This window comes from Streptomyces sp. NPDC023527, assembly GCF_055560115.1.
This window is the reverse complement of record NZ_JBVHJJ010000002.1, coordinates 519,208-534,492: the sequence shown is the minus strand read 5'-3', so window position 1 is coordinate 534,492 and position 15,285 is coordinate 519,208. Positions and strand designations below refer to the sequence as shown.

The window sequence follows — 15,285 nt, the reverse complement described above, 5'->3', positions numbered from 1 at the left end:
CCCCGCGAGCACCCCGGGAGTGACCTTCGCACCCGGGGGGTAGGCGCGGAGCACAGTCCGGCGACCCCCGCGAAGACGTGTGGGGCACGAGGGATCCGAGTGAAGGGTGGAGCGCGATGCGCTACCGGCTGACGTTCATCATCGGAGCAGCCGTCGGTTACGTGCTCGGCACACGGGCCGGCCGCGAGCGGTACGAACAGCTGCGCAAGGGGGCGCAGCGGATCGCCCAGAACCCCGCCGTCCGCAATACCGCGGAGTCCGCCGCGCAGAACGGCCGGGCGATGGCCTCCCGGAGCCTCGCCAAGGTCGGCGACCGACTCGGTGACCGGCTGCCGGGGGCGGTGACCGAGCGGGTCCGCTCGCTGCGCGAGCACCGCTCGCCCGCCGAGGACGACTGGGGCACGAGCAACACCTGACCGGTGACGGGGTGGCGCCGGAAGTTTGGCATCATCACGGCATGGGCATAGTCGCCGGGCTGGACAGTTCCACCGAGAGCACACGGATCGTCGTCTGCGACGCGGACACGGGTGCCGTGCTCCGGCAGGGGTACGCACCGCACCCCGCCTCCACCGAGGGTGATCCACAGGCATGGCTGATGTCCCTGGGCGAGGCCGCCGCCGGTGGAGTGCTGGAGGGCGTGCAGGCCATCGGCGTCTCCGCGCAGCAGCAGGGGCTGCTGATCCTGGACGCGGGCGGTGTGCTGGTCCGGCCCGCGCTGCTCGGCAACGACAAGCGGATGCAGCCCGCGGCGGCCGACCTGGCCGACGCCCTGGGCGGCCGGACCGCCTGGGCGGAGGCCGTCGGATCGGTGCCGCAGGCCGGCCAGGCGGTGGCGAAGCTGCGCTGGCTCGCGCGGAACGAACCGGAGTCGGCGACCCGGGCGGCCGCGGCGCTGCAGCCCCACGACTGGCTGGTGTGGCAGCTGCTGGGCCGCCCGGTGCGGCGCACGACGGACCGCGGCGACGCCTCCGGCACGGGCTACTGGTCGGCGGCGACCGGGTCCTGGCGGCCGGATCTCGTCGAACTGGCGCTGGGCCACCAGCTGACACTGCCGGACGTCCTGGCGCCCGCCGAGCCCGCCGGGCACACGCCCGAGGGCCTGCTGATCTCGGCCGGTACGGGCGAGACGATGGCGGCGGCGTTCGGGCTCGGGGTCGGGCTGGGCGACGCGGTCGTCTCGCTGGGCGCCTCCGGCTCGGTGTTCGCCGTGCACCACGAGGCGCTCGTGGACCCCTCGGGCACCATCACCTCGTTCGCCGACGCCACGGGCATGCACCTGCCGGTGGTCCATACGCTCAACGCCGTCCGGGTGCTGCGCGGCACGGCGGAGATGCTGGGCACGGACCTGGCGGGCCTGTCGGAGCTGGCGCTGCGGTCCACGCCGGGTTCGTACGGGCTGGTGCTGCTGCCCTACCTGGAGGGTGAGCGGACCCCGCACCTGCCGCACACCGCGGGCACGCTGTCCGGGCTGCGGCGCGAGAGCATGAAGCCGGAGCATCTGGCGCGGGCCGCGTTCGAGGGAATGCTGTGCGGGCTCACGGACGCCCTGGACGTGCTGCGCTCGCGCGGCGTCCAGGTGCGGCGGGTGTTCCTGCTGGGCGCCGCGGCGGAGCTGCCGGCGGTGCGGGCGATCGCTCCGCAGCTGTTCGGCGCGCAGGTCGTCGTGGTGGAGCCCGCCGACTACGCGGCGCTGGGCGCGGCCCGGCAGGCGGCGTGGGCGCTCGGGGTCCAGCACGGCACGCTGTCACCGCAGCAGCCCCCGCTGTGGCCGGCGGCCGCGGGCCAGGTGTTCGAGCCGGGCGAGGACCTGCCGGTCGGCCAGGCGGTCCGGCAGCAGTACGTGACCGTGCGCGAGCAGACCCACCCCGGGGCCATGCACCAGGGGCAGTGAAGGGGTCCGGGTCAGTCGAGATAGCCGCGGAGCTGGTCGGCGAAGGCGTGGTCGCGGAGCTTGTTGAGGGTCTTGGACTCGATCTGGCGGATGCGCTCGCGGGTGACCCCGAAGATCCGGCCGATCTCCTCCAGCGTGCGCGGCCGGCCGTCGACCAGCCCGTACCGCAGCTGGACGACCTTCCGCTCCCGCTCGCCGAGCGTCGACAGGACGGCCTCCAGGTGCTCGCGCAGCAGCAGGAAGGCGGCCGACTCGACGGGTGAGGTCGCGTCGCCGTCCTCGATGAGGTCGCCGAGCGCGACGTCGTCCTCCTCGCCGACGGGCGCGTGCAGCGAGACGGGCTCCTGGGCGAGGCGCAGCACCTCGCTGACGCGCTCCTGGGTGAGGTCGAGGTGGGCGGCGACCTCCTCGGCGGTGGGTTCGTAGCCGCGCTCCTGGAGCATGCGGCGCTGGACGCGCACGACGCGGTTGATCAACTCGACTACGTGGACGGGGACTCGGATCGTGCGGGCCTGGTCGGCGAGGGCGCGGGACATGGCCTGGCGGATCCACCAGGTCGCGTACGTCGAGAACTTGTAGCCGCGGGCGTAGTCGAACTTCTCAACGGCCCTGATCAGACCGAGGTTTCCCTCCTGCACGAGGTCGAGCATGGTCAGTCCGCGGCCGATGTAGCGCTTGGCGACGGAGACGACCAGGCGCAGATTGGCCTCGATGAGGCGGCGCTTGGCCATCCGGCCGAGGACGACCAGGCGGTCGAGGTCGACGGCGAGCTGGGAGTCGAGGTCGGGGGTGCTGCCCAGCTTCTCCTCGGCGAAGAGGCCGGCCTCGACGCAGCGCGCCAGCTCCACCTCCTCGGCCGCCGAGAGCAGCGGGATCCGGCCGATCTCGCGGAGGTACTGGCGGAAGAGGTCGGAGGAGGGGCCGCCGGTGTCGGCGCGGGCCGCTTCGGCGCGGGCGGTCCGGTCGGGGTCGCGGTCCGGATCGGCCTCCCGCTCGGGCCCCGGGGGCGGATCCGCTTCGGGGGCGTCGTCGGGGAGGCGCTCGGAGGCGGGTGGCTCGGCCTGCTGGGGCACGGTCGGGGCCGGGTGGGCCGAGGGCACGGGCGGTGTCCGGTGCCGGGCCGGAGTCCGGGTCTGCACGGGGGCGACCTCCAAGGTGATCGCTGCCGGTTAGGGGCTGGCATGCGACGGAGGGACGGCGGCGGTCGGGCCGGCGTCCGTCCCACGGATCACGTGCGGCTTCGCGGAGGGTTCCGGGTCCTTGCGGCCGGGCCTGCCGCACTCCGAGGACTCAGGCACCGCCCACCAGTGTGGGGTACGACGCGGGCCCGCCACGAGGGGCGTGCGGGTACTTTCTGAGTCCGTTCCGTGACCGGCCGTGACAGCGGTGCGCTGCTGGGCAGGGCGGTATGCGCAGGACGGCTACGCCTTACGGGCGCGGAGCCGCGCGCGTACGGGCGGAGGGCTAGAGGGCCGCGGCGCCGCGGTCCTTGAGGGATCGGGCGTACTGCTCCAGGACCCAGAGCTCGTTCTGCACGGCGGCGAGGTGCTCGGGGGCGGCCTGGGCGTTGAGCCGGACCATGCTGCCCTGCACCTCCTGGATGCGGCGCTCGACCGCGCGCAGCCGCACCTGGACGAGCTGCATGCCGGCGTACATCTCGTCCACGTTCTTGTGGCGGATCGCCTCGACGGCGAGCTCGGTGACCATGGCGCGGACCGTGTCGTCGGGGGCGGCGTCGCGCACCCGGGTGAGGTAGTCGTCGGGGGCGCCGGTGACGCCGCCCGCCTGCTCGATGGCGCGGCGGACCGCCACATACGGCGGCGCGGTGAACTCGTCCTCGCCGTAGGCGTCGAAGGCGGGGGCGACGAGCTCGGGGCGCTGGAGGGCGAGCTTGAGCAGTTCGCGCTCGGTGAGCTGCGCGGGGCTGCGGAGGTTCAGCGCGGGGCCGGAGCGGACCGGCGGCTGGGAGGCGGGGGCCGGGGCGCCGCGGTGGTGCGCACGGCCGCCCTGCTCGGGCCGGCCGCCGCGCTCGCGGGCCCAGCGGGCGAGCTGGCCGACGCGGCGGACGACGAACTGGGTGTCGAGGATGCCGAGCATGCCGGCGAGCTGCACGGCGTACTCGTGCTGGATGGAGCTGTTCTTGATGTTGGCGACGATGGGCGCGGCGGCTTCCAGGGCGGCGGCGCGGCCCTCGGCGGTGTCGAGGTTGTGCCGGGCGACCATCTGGCGGATGGCGAAGGCGAAGAGCGGGGTGCGGGTCTCCACCAGGGTCTGGACGGCGGCGTCGCCCTCGGCGAGGCGCAGCTCGCAGGGGTCCATGCCGCCGGGGGTGATGGCGATGGAGGTCTCGGCGGCGAACTTCTGGTCGTCCTCGAAGGCGCGCAGGGCGGCCTTCTGGCCGGCGGCGTCGCCGTCGAAGGTGAAGACGACCTCGGCGGCGGAGTTGTCCATCAGGAGCCGTCGGAGGATCTTGATGTGGTCGCCGGCGAAGGCGGTGCCGCAGGTGGCGATGGCCGTGGTGACGCCGGCCAGGTGGCAGGCCATGACGTCCGTATAGCCCTCGACGACGACGGCGCGGCTGGTCTTGGCGATGTCCTTCTTGGCGAGGTCGATGCCGTAGAGGACGTGGGACTTCTTGTAGATCTGGGTCTCGGGGGTGTTGAGGTACTTCGGGCCGTTGTCGTCGTCGCGGAGCTTGCGGGCGCCGAAGCCGATGACCTCGCCGGTGATGTCGCGGATGGGCCACATCAGGCGGCCGCGGAAGCGGTCGATGGGCCGGCCGTTGCGGCTGTCCTGGGCGAGGCCGGAGAGGATCAGCTCCTTGTCGCTGAAGCCCTTGCCGCGCAGGAAGCGGGTGAGGTGGTCCCAGCCGGCCGGGCTGTAGCCGACGCCGAAGTGCTGGGCGGCGGCCTGGTCGAAACCGCGGCTCGCGAGGAACTTCCGGCCGATCTCGGCCTCGGGGCTGTCGAGCTGCTCGGCGTAGAACTTCGCGGCGTGCTTGTGGGCCTCGACCAGACGGATGCGCTCGCCCTGCTGGCGGCCGGGGGTGTAGCCGCCCTCCTCATAGCGCAGCGTGATGCCGGCCTGGGAGGCGAGGCGCTCGATGGTCTCGGCGAAGGAGAGGTGGTCGATCTTCATCACGAAGTCGACGGTGTCCCCGCCCTCCTGGCAGCCGAAGCAGTAGAAGAGCCCCTTGGCGGGGCTGACCTGGAAGGAGGGGGACTTCTCGTCATGGAAGGGGCACAGCCCCTTGAGATTCCCGCCGCCGGCGTTGCGCAGCTGGAGGTACTCGGAAACGACGGCGTCGATCGGGACCGCGTCCCGAACCGCCTTCACGTCGTCATCGTTGATCCGTCCTGCCACGGGTGAATTCTACGGCCGGGCGCTGACACCTCCGCCCGCATCGGCCCCGGAGAGCTTGATCGTGAAGACGAAATGGGGTCCGACGCCCTCCACGGTGAACTCCTCGCCGCGGGCGGTGAAGCCGTGGTGCTCGTAGAAGCCGCGGGCGGAGGTGCGGCCGTTGCACCAGACCAGGGCGGCGCCGCGGGCGGCGGCCTCGGCGAGGCCGGCCCGCAGGACGGCGACGCCGTAGCCGAGGCCGCGGACCGCCGGGTCGCTGGCCATGCCGCGGAAGCGGTACGCGTCCTCGCCCGTGTCCGGCAGCGGCTCGGGGAGGAAGGTGACGCAGGCCCGGACCGCTCCAGCGCCGTCGTACGCCGCGATGTGGAAGGTGCCCGGCGCGGCGTCCTCGGGGAAGACGGCGCTCTCGGCCGGCAGGCCGGGGCGCAGGACGGCGTGGCGCAGGGGGAGGATCTCCGCGGCGGTGACCCGCGCGGTGCGTGGGGGCGTCATGAAGGGATCAGCGTCTCCAGTGCGACGGCCGGGTCCGCGAGGGCGTCGGGGTCCAGGCGGGTGCCGGAGCGGATGAGCTTCTGGATGGGGTCGGTGACTTCCCACACATTGACGTTCATGCCGGCCAGGAGCCGACCCTCGGAGAGCCAGAAGGCGATGAATTCGCGCTTGGCGACGTCACCGCGGCACACGACCTGGTCGTACGAGCCGGGGGGCGCGTAGCCGGAGTACTCCAGGCCCACGTCGTACTGGTCGGAGAAGAAGTACGGCACCCGGTCGTAGGCGACCTCCTGGCCGAGCATGGCACGGGCGGCGGCGGGGCCGCTGTTGAGGGCGTTGGCCCAGTGCTCGACGCGCAGTCGGGTGCCCAGCCAGGGGTGCTCGGCGGCGGCGACGTCGCCCGCGGCGTAGATGTCGGGGTCGGAGGTGCGCAGGGACGCGTCGACGGCGATGCCGCCGCCGTCGGCACGGTCGACGAGGGCGAGGCCGGCGGCCTCGGCGAGGGCGGTGCGCGGGGCGGCCCCGATGGCGGCGAGGACGTCGTGGGCGGGGTGCTCCTCGCCGTCGTCGGTGCGGGCGGCCAGGACCATGCCGTCGTGGCCGGTGATCTCGGTGAGGCGGGCGCCGAAGTGGAAGCGGACGCCGTGCTCGGCGTGCAGGTCGGTGAAGAGCTGGCCGAGCTCGGGGCCGAGGACGGAGTGCAGCGGGGTGGGCTCGGCCTCGACGACGGTCACCTCGGCGCCGTAGCCCCGGGCGGCGGCGGCGACCTCCAGGCCGATCCAGCCCGCGCCGGCGATGACGAGGTGGCCGTTGTCGCGGCCGAGGGAGGACAGGACGCCGCGCAGCCGCTCGGCGTGGGCCAGGCGGCGCAGGTGGTGCACGCCGGCCAGGCCGGTGCCGGGGATCTCCAGGCGGCGCGGCTCGGCGCCGGTGGCCAGCAGCAGCCGGTCGTAGTGGATGAGGGCGCCGTCGCCGAGGCGGACGGTCCTGGCCGCGCGGTCGAGGTGGACGGCGGGCTGGCCGAGGTGGAGCTCGATGTCGGCGCGCGCGTACCAGGCCGGCTCGTGGACGAAGACGCTGTCGCGGTCGTCCTTGCCGATGAGGTACCCCTTGGAGAGCGGCGGCCGCTCGTAGGGGTGGTCACGTTCGTCGCAGATGAGGATCACGCGGCCGGTGAAGCCCTCCGAGCGGAGGGTCTCGGCGGCCTTGGCCCCCGCGAGGCCCCCTCCGACGATGACGAACGTCTGGTGTGCGTCGACCACTTGCTGCCTCCTCGCTGCCACGCAGTGCGTCTGCGCTAACCGCCCCCGGACGAAAACGCCCGTGCAGAGGGTCCCGCACGGAGCCTACGGCCGGAAGAGGGACTGCCCCGGACGGTCAGTACCCGCATGGCGTGGCGAAACCACCCCGATCCCGTGGCCATCGGGTCACCCCTTCGCCACGGAGCGGTCCTCGGTGAGGCGGGCGCGCAGGGAACGGGCGGAGACGTCGGTGAGGGCGGCGATCTGGTCGACGACGGCGCGCAGCCGGCCCCGGTCGTCGTCGGCCGCGGCGAACAGCGAGCGGAACTGCGGGTCGAGGCCGTCGGGCGCGCGGGCGATCAGCGCCTCGGCGAGCTCGGCGATGACCACGCGCTGGTCGGCGCGGAGCTTCTCCTGGTCCTCGCGCTGCATGACGTACCGGTCGGCGACGGCCTTCAGGACGGCGCATTCGAGGCGGGTCCGGTGGGGTACGACCAGCTCGGCGCGGTAGCGGGTCAGCCGGCCGGGGCCGTAGGCGGCGCGGGTGGCGGACTCGGCGGCGAGGCAGAACCGGCCGATGAGCTGGCTGGTGGCGTCCTTGAGGCGGGCCTGGGCGACGGCGGAGCCGTCATAGCCGTGCGGCCACCACTGCTGTTCGAGGAGGCCGTCGAGGGCCTCGGCGAGCTCCTCGGCATCGGCGCCCGGGGCATAGCGGGCGGCGGCGACGGCGAACACCTCGCGCCGCTCGGGGTCGGCGAGCAGGCAGTTGGGGTCGAGGTGGCCGGCGTGCAGCCCGTCCTCGACGTCGTGCACGGAGTAGGCGACGTCGTCGGACCAGTCCATGACCTGGGCCTCGAAGCTCTGCCGCCCCTCGGGCACGCCCTGCCGGAACCATGCGTAGACGGGGACGTCGTCCTCGTAGACCCCGAACTTCCGGGACTCGGGGTCCTTGGGGTGACCGCCGCGCGGCCAGGGGTACTTGGTGGCGGCGTCGAGGGCGGCGCGGGTGAGGTTGAGGCCGACGCTGAAGAGCTCGCCGCTGCCGGCGCGGGTCACGAAGCGCTTGGGCTCCAGCCGGGAGAGGAGGCGCAGGGACTGGGCGTTGCCCTCGAAACCGCCGCAGGGCTCGGCGACTTCATTGAGCGCCTGTTCGCCGTTGTGGCCGAACGGGGGGTGGCCGAGGTCGTGGGCCAGGCAGGCGACCTCCACCAGGTCGGGGTCGCAGCCGAGAGCGGCGCCCAGCTCGCGGCCCACCTGGGCGCACTCCAGGGAGTGCGTCAGGCGCGTGCGGGGGCTGGCGTCCCACGCCTGGCCGCTGACGCCGGGGGTGACGACCTGGGTCTTGCCCGCGAGCCGGCGCAGCGCGGCCGAGTGCAGGACGCGCGCCCGATCGCGCTGGAAGGCGGTGCGTCCGGGGCGCTTGTCGGGCTCGGGCGCCCAGCGCTCCAGGTCCGACGTCTCGTATCCGGCGATGCCGGGCTGTTCCGTGGCGGTCCGTGCTGAGCCGTTCATACCTCCGACGGTAACCGCCGGGTGTGACAGCAGCGACGGCATGGGGACCGGGGGCGGCCTTTCCGGCCGCCGCCGGCCCGGCCGGGAACCGCCGGGCGTCCCACCGCGTTGATCCATGGCAACGGGAGGATGATCGACATGGGGTTGAGGCGCAGACTGCCGAGTACGAGACGGGGGCGGCGGCGCGCGCTGTGGGCGGTGGTGTCGGGCTGTGTGCTGGCCCTGCTGCCCGTCACGTGGGTGTACGCCTCGACGGCGCCGCGGGTGCGGGACGTGGAGAGCGCCCCGTCGGCGCCGGTGGTGATGGTCTTCGGCGCGGGCCTGTGGGAGGGCAAGCCGTCCCCGTATCTGGCGCACCGGCTGGACGCGGCGATCGAGCTGTACCGGGCGGGCAAGGTCCGGGTGGTGCTGGTCACCGGCGACAACAGCCGCGCGGAGTACGACGAGCCGGACGCGATGCGCGCGTATCTGACGGAGCGGGGGGTGCCCGCCGACCGGATCGTCAGCGACTTCGCGGGCTTCGACACCTGGGACTCGTGCACGCGGGCGGTGCGGATATTCGGGGTGAAGAAGGCCATCCTGGTGAGCCAGGGCTTCCACATACGCCGGGCGCTGGCGCTGTGCGGGGCGGCGGGCATCGACGCGCACGGCGTCGCGGTCGACGCGGTGCACGACATCACGTGGTACGCGGGCGGGGCGCGCGAGGTCTTCGCCTCGGGCAAGGCGGCGCTGGACGCGTTCGTACGGCCCGGCCCGCAGTTCCTGGGCCCCCACGAGCCGGGCGTCGAACAGGCGCTCGCCGAGTCGGGCGCGCCACGGGCGGCCCGGTAGGCGCTCCGGTGGCGGCCCCGCGCGTGGCCCCGCGACCTACGGCCGCACGCCGCGGCCACTACGGCGTCGGCACGAGCACCACCTACGGCATCCGCCCGCCGGGGCCCGCGCGGGGTGGGTACGTCCGGGCCTGGACTCCAGCCGCGTACGGAGCCGTCGACGCACGGCACTTGCGCGTACGCCGAGCCGTTCCCGCCCCGCTGACCTCGGGCGGACCGATCGCTTCCGACCTGATCGATATGCAGATGAATATACAGTCGAATGATTCTTTGACAGGGACTCGCTGAAGAGCCGCCGTTTACACACTCTTGGGATTCTGAAAACGTATGCGCCGACGCGACGGCCGCATTCCTCTTCGGGTGCGGTGAGACCTGTCCGCCCATGCGTCGAGCGACGGTCGTACAGCACTGCGAGTTCCGGACGCCAAAGGAGAATCATGCGCTACGGCACCGCCCTGAGAGAAGCAGTGGATTCCCCCCGGACCACCCCGCTCATCGGCATCTACGACATGTATTCGGCCTCCATCGCGGCCCAGCACTACAACGGATTCTTCGTCTCCGGGTTCGGTTTCGCCGCGTCGCACTACGGCCTCCCCGACATCGGATTCATCGCCTGGCCGGACATGCTGGCCTTCGTGGAACGGCTGCGGCCGGCCTTCCCCGAACACCATCTGCTGGTGGACATCGACGACGGCTACGTCGACCCCGAGGTCGCCTGTCATGTCGTGCGGCGTCTGGAGCGGGCCGGGGCCTCCGGGGTCATCCTGGAGGACCAGCGGCGCCCCCGGCGCTGCGGGCACGCGGACGGCAAGGTCGTCCTGCCGCTGGAGGACTATCTGGAGAAGCTCGACCTGGTGCTGCGCAGCAGGCGGGACCTGCTCGTCGTGGCACGCACGGACGCCACCGAGGAGGCCGAGATCCTGCGCCGCGCGGCGGCGCTGGCCGAGACCGACGCGGATGTCGTCCTGGTCGACGGGGTGCGCAGCGTGGAATGGATTCGCAAGATCCGTTCGGTGATCGGCGACAAACCCCTGCTGTTCAACCAGATCGCCGGCGGCAAATCACCGAGCCTTTCCCTGACGGAGCTCACGGAATTGGGCGTCGACATCGCCATCTACAGCACGCCGTGCCTTTTCGCGGCACATCGCGCCATCGACGGTGCGCTGACCGAGCTGAAAAGGGCGGACGGCCGTCTCCCGGACGTCCTGCCGGGCGGTGCGGTCGGGGTCGAGAGTTCGACGAGACTGCTGGAGCGGAACATCAACAGGCAGCTCCCGAGCCGGCGGACGATCTCCGCGTGAGCCGCAGGAACGTCGCCGCCGCGGGCCTCGGTGTCGCGGTGGCCGCGAGCGTGCTGTTCGGCGGCGCCGAGGCCGCTGCCGCGCTCTCCGTTTCCGTACGGTCCGGCGAGGATCCGGAGACGCCGTTCTGCGACGGCGCGCGCCCCGTCGGATTCCTCGTGATCGACAATTCCCGCGCCGATTCCTGGCTGGAGGTCGACCGGACGGGCAACACGCTCATCGGCTCCAAGGGAACGGCGGGCAGCGACCACGACGGTGGCGGAGGCGCCATCGACGTACGGAACCGGGATGTCGGCGGCGACGCCCAGTCGCAGCCACCGGGCGGCTGGATCGGCCACACCCCCTCCGACCACGACGGCGACTGACGGGAACTGACGGGCCGTGGGGGCCCGGGTGAGGCTTCTCACTCCGGCTCCCCCGCCCGTTGCGCCGCGCTCGGGCGGGTACGGATGAATGTGCTCAAGCGGGCGGTGTGTCGCGGCCGGAGTGAAGAAGGCCGCGGGGCAACGCTTCGACCAGCCGGACGTCCGCCGGACGACGGCCTCCGGAAAGGTGCGGTGGATGCTGGTTCTCGGGCGCTCACAGGTCGAGTCCCTCCTCGACGTCGACGCGCTGATCGACGCCCTGGCCGCGGCGATGGCCGACCTCAGCGCGGGCCGCGCCTCGGCGCCCGACCGCGTCGCCGCGCTGGTGCCGGAACAGGAGGCGTTCCTGGCGGCCATGCCCGGCTATGTGCCGTCGGCGGGCGTGCTCATGAGCAAGCTGGTCTCCCTCTTCCCGCACAACGCCGGGACGTCCCGGCCGACCCATCAGGCGCTCGTCGTGGTGTTCGACCCGGACACCGGCGAGCCCGCGGCGCTGCTGGACGGTACGGCCATCACCACGGCCCGGACCGCCGCCTGCTCGGCGTTGTCCGCGCGGCTGCTGGCGCGCGAGGACTCCACGGTGCTGGCGGTGCTGGGCACGGGGGTGCAGGCCCGGTCCCACGCCCACGCGATCTGCCGGGTCCGGCCGATCGAGCGGATCCGGGTGGCCGGCCGGGACCCGGCGAAGGCGGCCGCCCTGGCCGAGGAGCTCGCGGCCGGCCTGAAGCCCGAGGTCCGGGCGGTGTCCACCTACGCCGAGGCGCTCGACGGCGCGGACATCGCCGCCGCGGCCACCCACTCCCTCGAACCCGTGATCCGCCGCCCCTGGCTGGCGTCCGGGACGCACATCACCTCCGTGGGGTTCAACCCGGCGGGCCGCGAGATCGACGACGCGACGATCGCCGAGGCCCTGGTGTGCGTCGAATCGCGGCAGGCCGCGCTGGCCCCCTTCCCCGCGGGGAGCAACGATCTGCTGATGCCGATCCGCGACGGTCTCGTCACCGCCGAGCACGTCCAGGCCGAGCTGGGCGAACTCGTCTCCGGCACGAAGGCGGGCCGCACCTCGCCGGGGCAGATCACCCTGTACAAGTCGGTCGGTGTGGCGGTGCAGGACGCCGCGGCCGCGGCCCTGGTCGTCGCCGCCGCCCGCGAGCGGGGGGTCGGCGAGGAGATCACGTGGTGACCCCGGTACCCGGGCAGTGCCGCCCGGCTAGGTCCTGCGTGGCTCGCGCCCGTTTATGGCGTCCAGATAGAGCTTGAAGATCTCGTCGTCGTTGATGGGGCTGTAGGAGATCCGTGAGCCGTCGTCACCGTCGGGCCCGCCGCCGTTGACGCCCCCGAGGACGCCGACCAGGTCGCCGGTCCTGGTCTTCTCGTCGAAGTGGGTGAGCCAGGGGCTGCCCGACGTACCGGAGAAGAAGCCCTCGCAGGTCATGCGCAGCTGTCTGCGGTCCTCCAGACGGCTGGTCAGAGCCGTGCAGCGGATGGCCTGGTCGGCGGGGTCGTCATCGGCGTCCGGATAGCCGATGACCGTCACGCGGTTGGTGTAGCCGGGGGTGCGGACCAGCCGGTTGGCGCCGGTGACCCGCTCGATCTGCCGGCCGCGGCCGTCGGGTCTGACGGTGGCGAAGGCGAAGTCCAGGTCGGAGCCCTCGCCGGTGTCGGTGCGCCGGGGGTCGACGAACGCGCGGTCCACCGTCCATACGCCGTACGGCTGCCGGTCCGCGCCGGTCCGGTAGCCGGGGACGAAGGCCGCGTCGTCCCCGAAGGAGCAGTGCCCGGCGGTGACGATCAGATTGCCCTTGGGGCTGTGCACGACGCTCGCCGTGCAGTGATGGTCCTTCAGGTCCTCACCGACATAGAAGAGCACGCCGACCGACGGGACGCCGTCGAAGTGGCGTGCGCTGCTGGTGATCCGTGGTGCGTCGGTGGCTCTCTCGGCCCTGTCGTCGGTCCCCCCGCCGGGTGCCGAGGAGGCCGACATCCGCGAGGGCCCCCAGAACCGCCGGGCCTCCTCGCTGGACCAGCTGCCCTCCCGGCCGTGGCCGCCGGCTCCCTTGGGCACGGCTGCCGCGAGCGTGACGACATACAGCCCCGCGAGCACGGCCCGGACCCACCGGGCCCGGCGCCACCGGGAGAAACGCACAAGAACCCCCACCAGGTCAGGAAGGTAGTCGACAGGCTAACCGGATCCATCAAGATCCAACCCTTACCGGCCCGATTTCCTGATGAGTGTCACCCGCCGTACGTGTCATCCGCCATGTACGTCACCCGCCGAATGTGTCACCGCGGTGTGCGTCATGCGCCCCACTGGTCGTAGCCGAGCTTGAAGACCAGGGAGACCACGACCGTGAGCAGCACCGCGCGCACGAACCCGCTCCCCCGCTTGAGCGCCATCCGCGCGCCGACCGCGCCACCGGTGAGGTTGCACAGGGCCATCGGCGCGGCCACCTGCCACAGCACGGAGCCCTGAGCCGTGAACGTCACCAGCGCGCCCACGTTCGTACAGACATTCACGATCTTGGCGGTGCCGGAGGCCGTGACCAGGTCCATGTGGAGGATCCCGGCGAGCGCCAGGACCAGGAACGTGCCGGTGCCCGGGCCTATGAGCCCGTCGTAGAAGCCGATGCCCAGGCCGGCGACGAGGATCGCGGTCAGGACGCGCCGCCGCGTCACCGGCACGGCGAGGTTCGCGGTCACGCCGAAGGTGGGGCGGAGCAGGACGAAGGCGAGGACGGCGAGCAGCACCGCCATGATCAGGGGACGGAAGACGGCACTGTCGATGCCGGACGCGAAGAACGCCCCCGCCAGCGACCCCCCGAGCGCGGCGAGCCCGATGCGGACGGCCATCCGCAGGTCCAGCTTGGCGTTGCGGGTGTAGGACACGGCGGCCGCGGTGGTGCCGCAGATGGCGACGGCCTTGTTGGTGCCGAGGATGTGGGCCGGCGGCACATGGGGCAGCCCGACCAGGAGCGCGGGCAGTTGGAGCAGGCCGCCCCCGCCGACCACGGCGTCGATCCACCCTGCGAGGAGCGCCGCCAGGCAGAGCAGGGACAGCGTGGTCAGCGATATCTCGTGCGTCACCGCAAGGATCGTACGGGCTCCCTCAACTGGCTTGCCGACACGGGACGGTGCCCGCGTCGGAGCTCGAACACATGAAGGCTTTCCGGGGCCCGGCCCGGATACACCGCGCGCCGGGCCCGCTGTCGGCCCTTCGGCCTCGTCCCGGCCCACGGGCCCCGGCCGTCGCCTACGCTGGGAACTCCCGGAGGCCACTCACACGTAGGAGCTGTGGATGTGAACGGCTGGACCGCGAGTGACATCCCCGATCAGAGTGGCCGCACCGCCGTGGTGACCGGCGCCAACAGCGGCCTCGGTTACGTCACGGCCCGGGAGCTGGCCCGGCGCGGGGCGAGGGTGGTGCTGGCCTGCCGGGACGCCACGCGCGGCAAGGCGGCCGAGGAGCGGATCCGGGCCGAGGCGCCGGGCGCGGACGTACTGCTCGCGGAGCTGGACCTGGCGGATCTGTCGTCGGTACGGGCCTTCGCGGCGGAATTCCCCGGTGACCGGCTGGACCTGCTGATCAACAACGCCGGTGTGATGGCGCTGCCGGAGCGCAAGACGGTCGACGGGTTCGAGATGCAGTTCGGCACGAACCACCTCGGTCACTTCGCGCTGACGGGGCTGCTGCTGCCGCTGTTGCGGGAGACCGCTCACGGGGCCAGGGTGGTGACGGTCTCCAGCGGTCTGCACTTCCTCGGCACGGTCGATCCGCGCGACCTCAATATGGAGCACCGGTACCGCCGGTGGATCGCCTACGGCCGCTCGAAGAGCGCCAACCTGCTCTTCACGCACGAGCTGGCCAAGCGGCTGACGGCGGAGGGCTCCCCGGTCGTGGCGGCCGCCGCGCATCCGGGGTACGCGGCGACGAATCTGCAGATGGCGGGCGTGCGGATGGAGGAGCGGGCCTGGGCGGAGCGGGCCGTCGAGTTCGCGAACCGCGCGTTCGCGCAGAGTGCGGAGGAGGGGGCGCTGCCGACGCTGTACGCGGCGACGGCGCCGGACGTGCGGCAGGACGAGTTCTTCGGGCCTCGGGTGCAGATGTTGCGGGGGGCGCCGGTGCGGTCTTTGCGGGCCGCTTGGACGTTGAACGACGTGGCCAGTGCGGGGTTGTGGGCGGTGTCGGAGCGGATGACCGGCGTCAGATATCACTGGGCGTGAGGTCCCCGGGGCTCCGCCCCGGACCCCGGTCCTCAATCGCCGGACAGGCTCGATCGGGTGCCCGGATTC

General features: G+C 72.8%; 14 protein-coding genes. 7 read left to right on the top strand and 7 right to left on the bottom strand.

Features of this window, described 5'->3' with window-relative positions:
• Positions 1 to 116 precede the first annotated feature (116 nt).
• On the top strand, positions 117 to 416 hold the full coding sequence (locus ACZ303_RS05905; protein WP_467335438.1) for a YtxH domain-containing protein: 300 nt from the start codon (positions 117 to 119) through the stop codon (positions 414 to 416).
• 41 nt (positions 417 to 457) lie between these two features.
• Positions 458 to 1,891, top strand: a complete 1,434-nt coding sequence (locus ACZ303_RS05900; RefSeq protein WP_467335436.1) for an FGGY family carbohydrate kinase — start codon at positions 458 to 460, stop codon at positions 1,889 to 1,891.
• An 11-nt stretch (positions 1,892 to 1,902) separates the two neighbouring features.
• Here ACZ303_RS05900 and ACZ303_RS05895 read toward each other — a convergent pair whose 3' ends face one another.
• From ACZ303_RS05895 to ACZ303_RS05875, 5 genes are all read right to left on the bottom strand, one after another.
• Positions 1,903 to 3,030 (bottom strand): RNA polymerase sigma factor, encoded by a 1,128-nt coding sequence (locus tag ACZ303_RS05895; protein ID WP_467335433.1) that lies wholly within the window; start codon positions 3,028 to 3,030, stop codon positions 1,903 to 1,905.
• Positions 3,031 to 3,355: 325 nt separating this feature from the next.
• Positions 3,356 to 5,254 carry a DNA primase gene (dnaG, locus tag ACZ303_RS05890; RefSeq protein WP_467335431.1) on the bottom strand — a complete coding sequence of 633 codons (1,899 nt, stop codon included), beginning with the start codon at positions 5,252 to 5,254 and terminating at the stop codon, positions 3,356 to 3,358.
• Positions 5,255 to 5,263: 9 nt separating this feature from the next.
• Complete coding sequence (locus ACZ303_RS05885) at positions 5,264 to 5,746, bottom strand: GNAT family N-acetyltransferase (RefSeq protein WP_467335429.1); 483 nt, start codon at positions 5,744 to 5,746, stop codon at positions 5,264 to 5,266.
• Positions 5,743 to 7,008 carry an NAD(P)/FAD-dependent oxidoreductase gene (locus ACZ303_RS05880; RefSeq protein ID WP_467335427.1) on the bottom strand — a complete coding sequence of 422 codons (1,266 nt, stop codon included), beginning with the start codon at positions 7,006 to 7,008 and terminating at the stop codon, positions 5,743 to 5,745. The genes ACZ303_RS05885 and ACZ303_RS05880 overlap by 4 nt, the downstream gene beginning before the upstream one ends.
• 165 nt (positions 7,009 to 7,173) lie before the next feature.
• Entirely contained in the window at positions 7,174 to 8,499 is a 1,326-nt protein-coding gene (locus tag ACZ303_RS05875) for a deoxyguanosinetriphosphate triphosphohydrolase (protein WP_467335425.1), read from the bottom strand.
• Between the two features lie 138 nt (positions 8,500 to 8,637).
• Here ACZ303_RS05875 and ACZ303_RS05870 point away from each other — a divergent pair, with 138 nt between their 5' ends.
• The 4 genes from ACZ303_RS05870 to ACZ303_RS05855 all read left to right on the top strand — a co-directional run bounded on the left by ACZ303_RS05870 (position 8,638) and on the right by ACZ303_RS05855 (position 12,178).
• Positions 8,638 to 9,330 carry a SanA/YdcF family protein gene (locus tag ACZ303_RS05870; protein WP_467335423.1) on the top strand — a complete coding sequence of 231 codons (693 nt, stop codon included), beginning with the start codon at positions 8,638 to 8,640 and terminating at the stop codon, positions 9,328 to 9,330.
• A gap of 436 nt (positions 9,331 to 9,766) precedes the next feature.
• A complete protein-coding gene (locus ACZ303_RS05865; RefSeq protein WP_467335421.1) occupies positions 9,767 to 10,630 on the top strand; it encodes an isocitrate lyase/PEP mutase family protein in 864 nt (287 codons plus the stop codon).
• Complete coding sequence (locus ACZ303_RS05860) at positions 10,627 to 10,995, top strand: hypothetical protein (RefSeq protein ID WP_467335419.1); 369 nt, start codon at positions 10,627 to 10,629, stop codon at positions 10,993 to 10,995. Before ACZ303_RS05865 ends, ACZ303_RS05860 begins: the two co-directional genes overlap by 4 nt.
• Before the next feature lie 196 nt (positions 10,996 to 11,191).
• Entirely contained in the window at positions 11,192 to 12,178 is a 987-nt protein-coding gene (locus ACZ303_RS05855; RefSeq protein WP_467335417.1) for an ornithine cyclodeaminase family protein, read from the top strand.
• A 27-nt stretch (positions 12,179 to 12,205) separates the two neighbouring features.
• Here the strand turns inward: ACZ303_RS05855 and ACZ303_RS05850 are convergent, their stop codons facing one another.
• Both ACZ303_RS05850 and ACZ303_RS05845 read right to left on the bottom strand, forming a co-directional pair.
• The gene (locus tag ACZ303_RS05850) at positions 12,206 to 13,141 is read right to left on the bottom strand and encodes a trypsin-like serine peptidase (protein ID WP_467335415.1); all 936 of its coding nucleotides are present in this window, start codon (positions 13,139 to 13,141) and stop codon (positions 12,206 to 12,208) included.
• Between the two features lie 152 nt (positions 13,142 to 13,293).
• Positions 13,294 to 14,079 carry a sulfite exporter TauE/SafE family protein gene (locus tag ACZ303_RS05845; protein ID WP_467335413.1) on the bottom strand — a complete coding sequence of 262 codons (786 nt, stop codon included), beginning with the start codon at positions 14,077 to 14,079 and terminating at the stop codon, positions 13,294 to 13,296.
• Positions 14,080 to 14,292: 213 nt separating this feature from the next.
• Here ACZ303_RS05845 and ACZ303_RS05840 point away from each other — a divergent pair, with 213 nt between their 5' ends.
• A complete protein-coding gene (locus ACZ303_RS05840) occupies positions 14,293 to 15,216 on the top strand; it encodes an oxidoreductase (protein WP_467335411.1) in 924 nt (307 codons plus the stop codon).
• Positions 15,217 to 15,285: the final 69 nt, after the last annotated feature.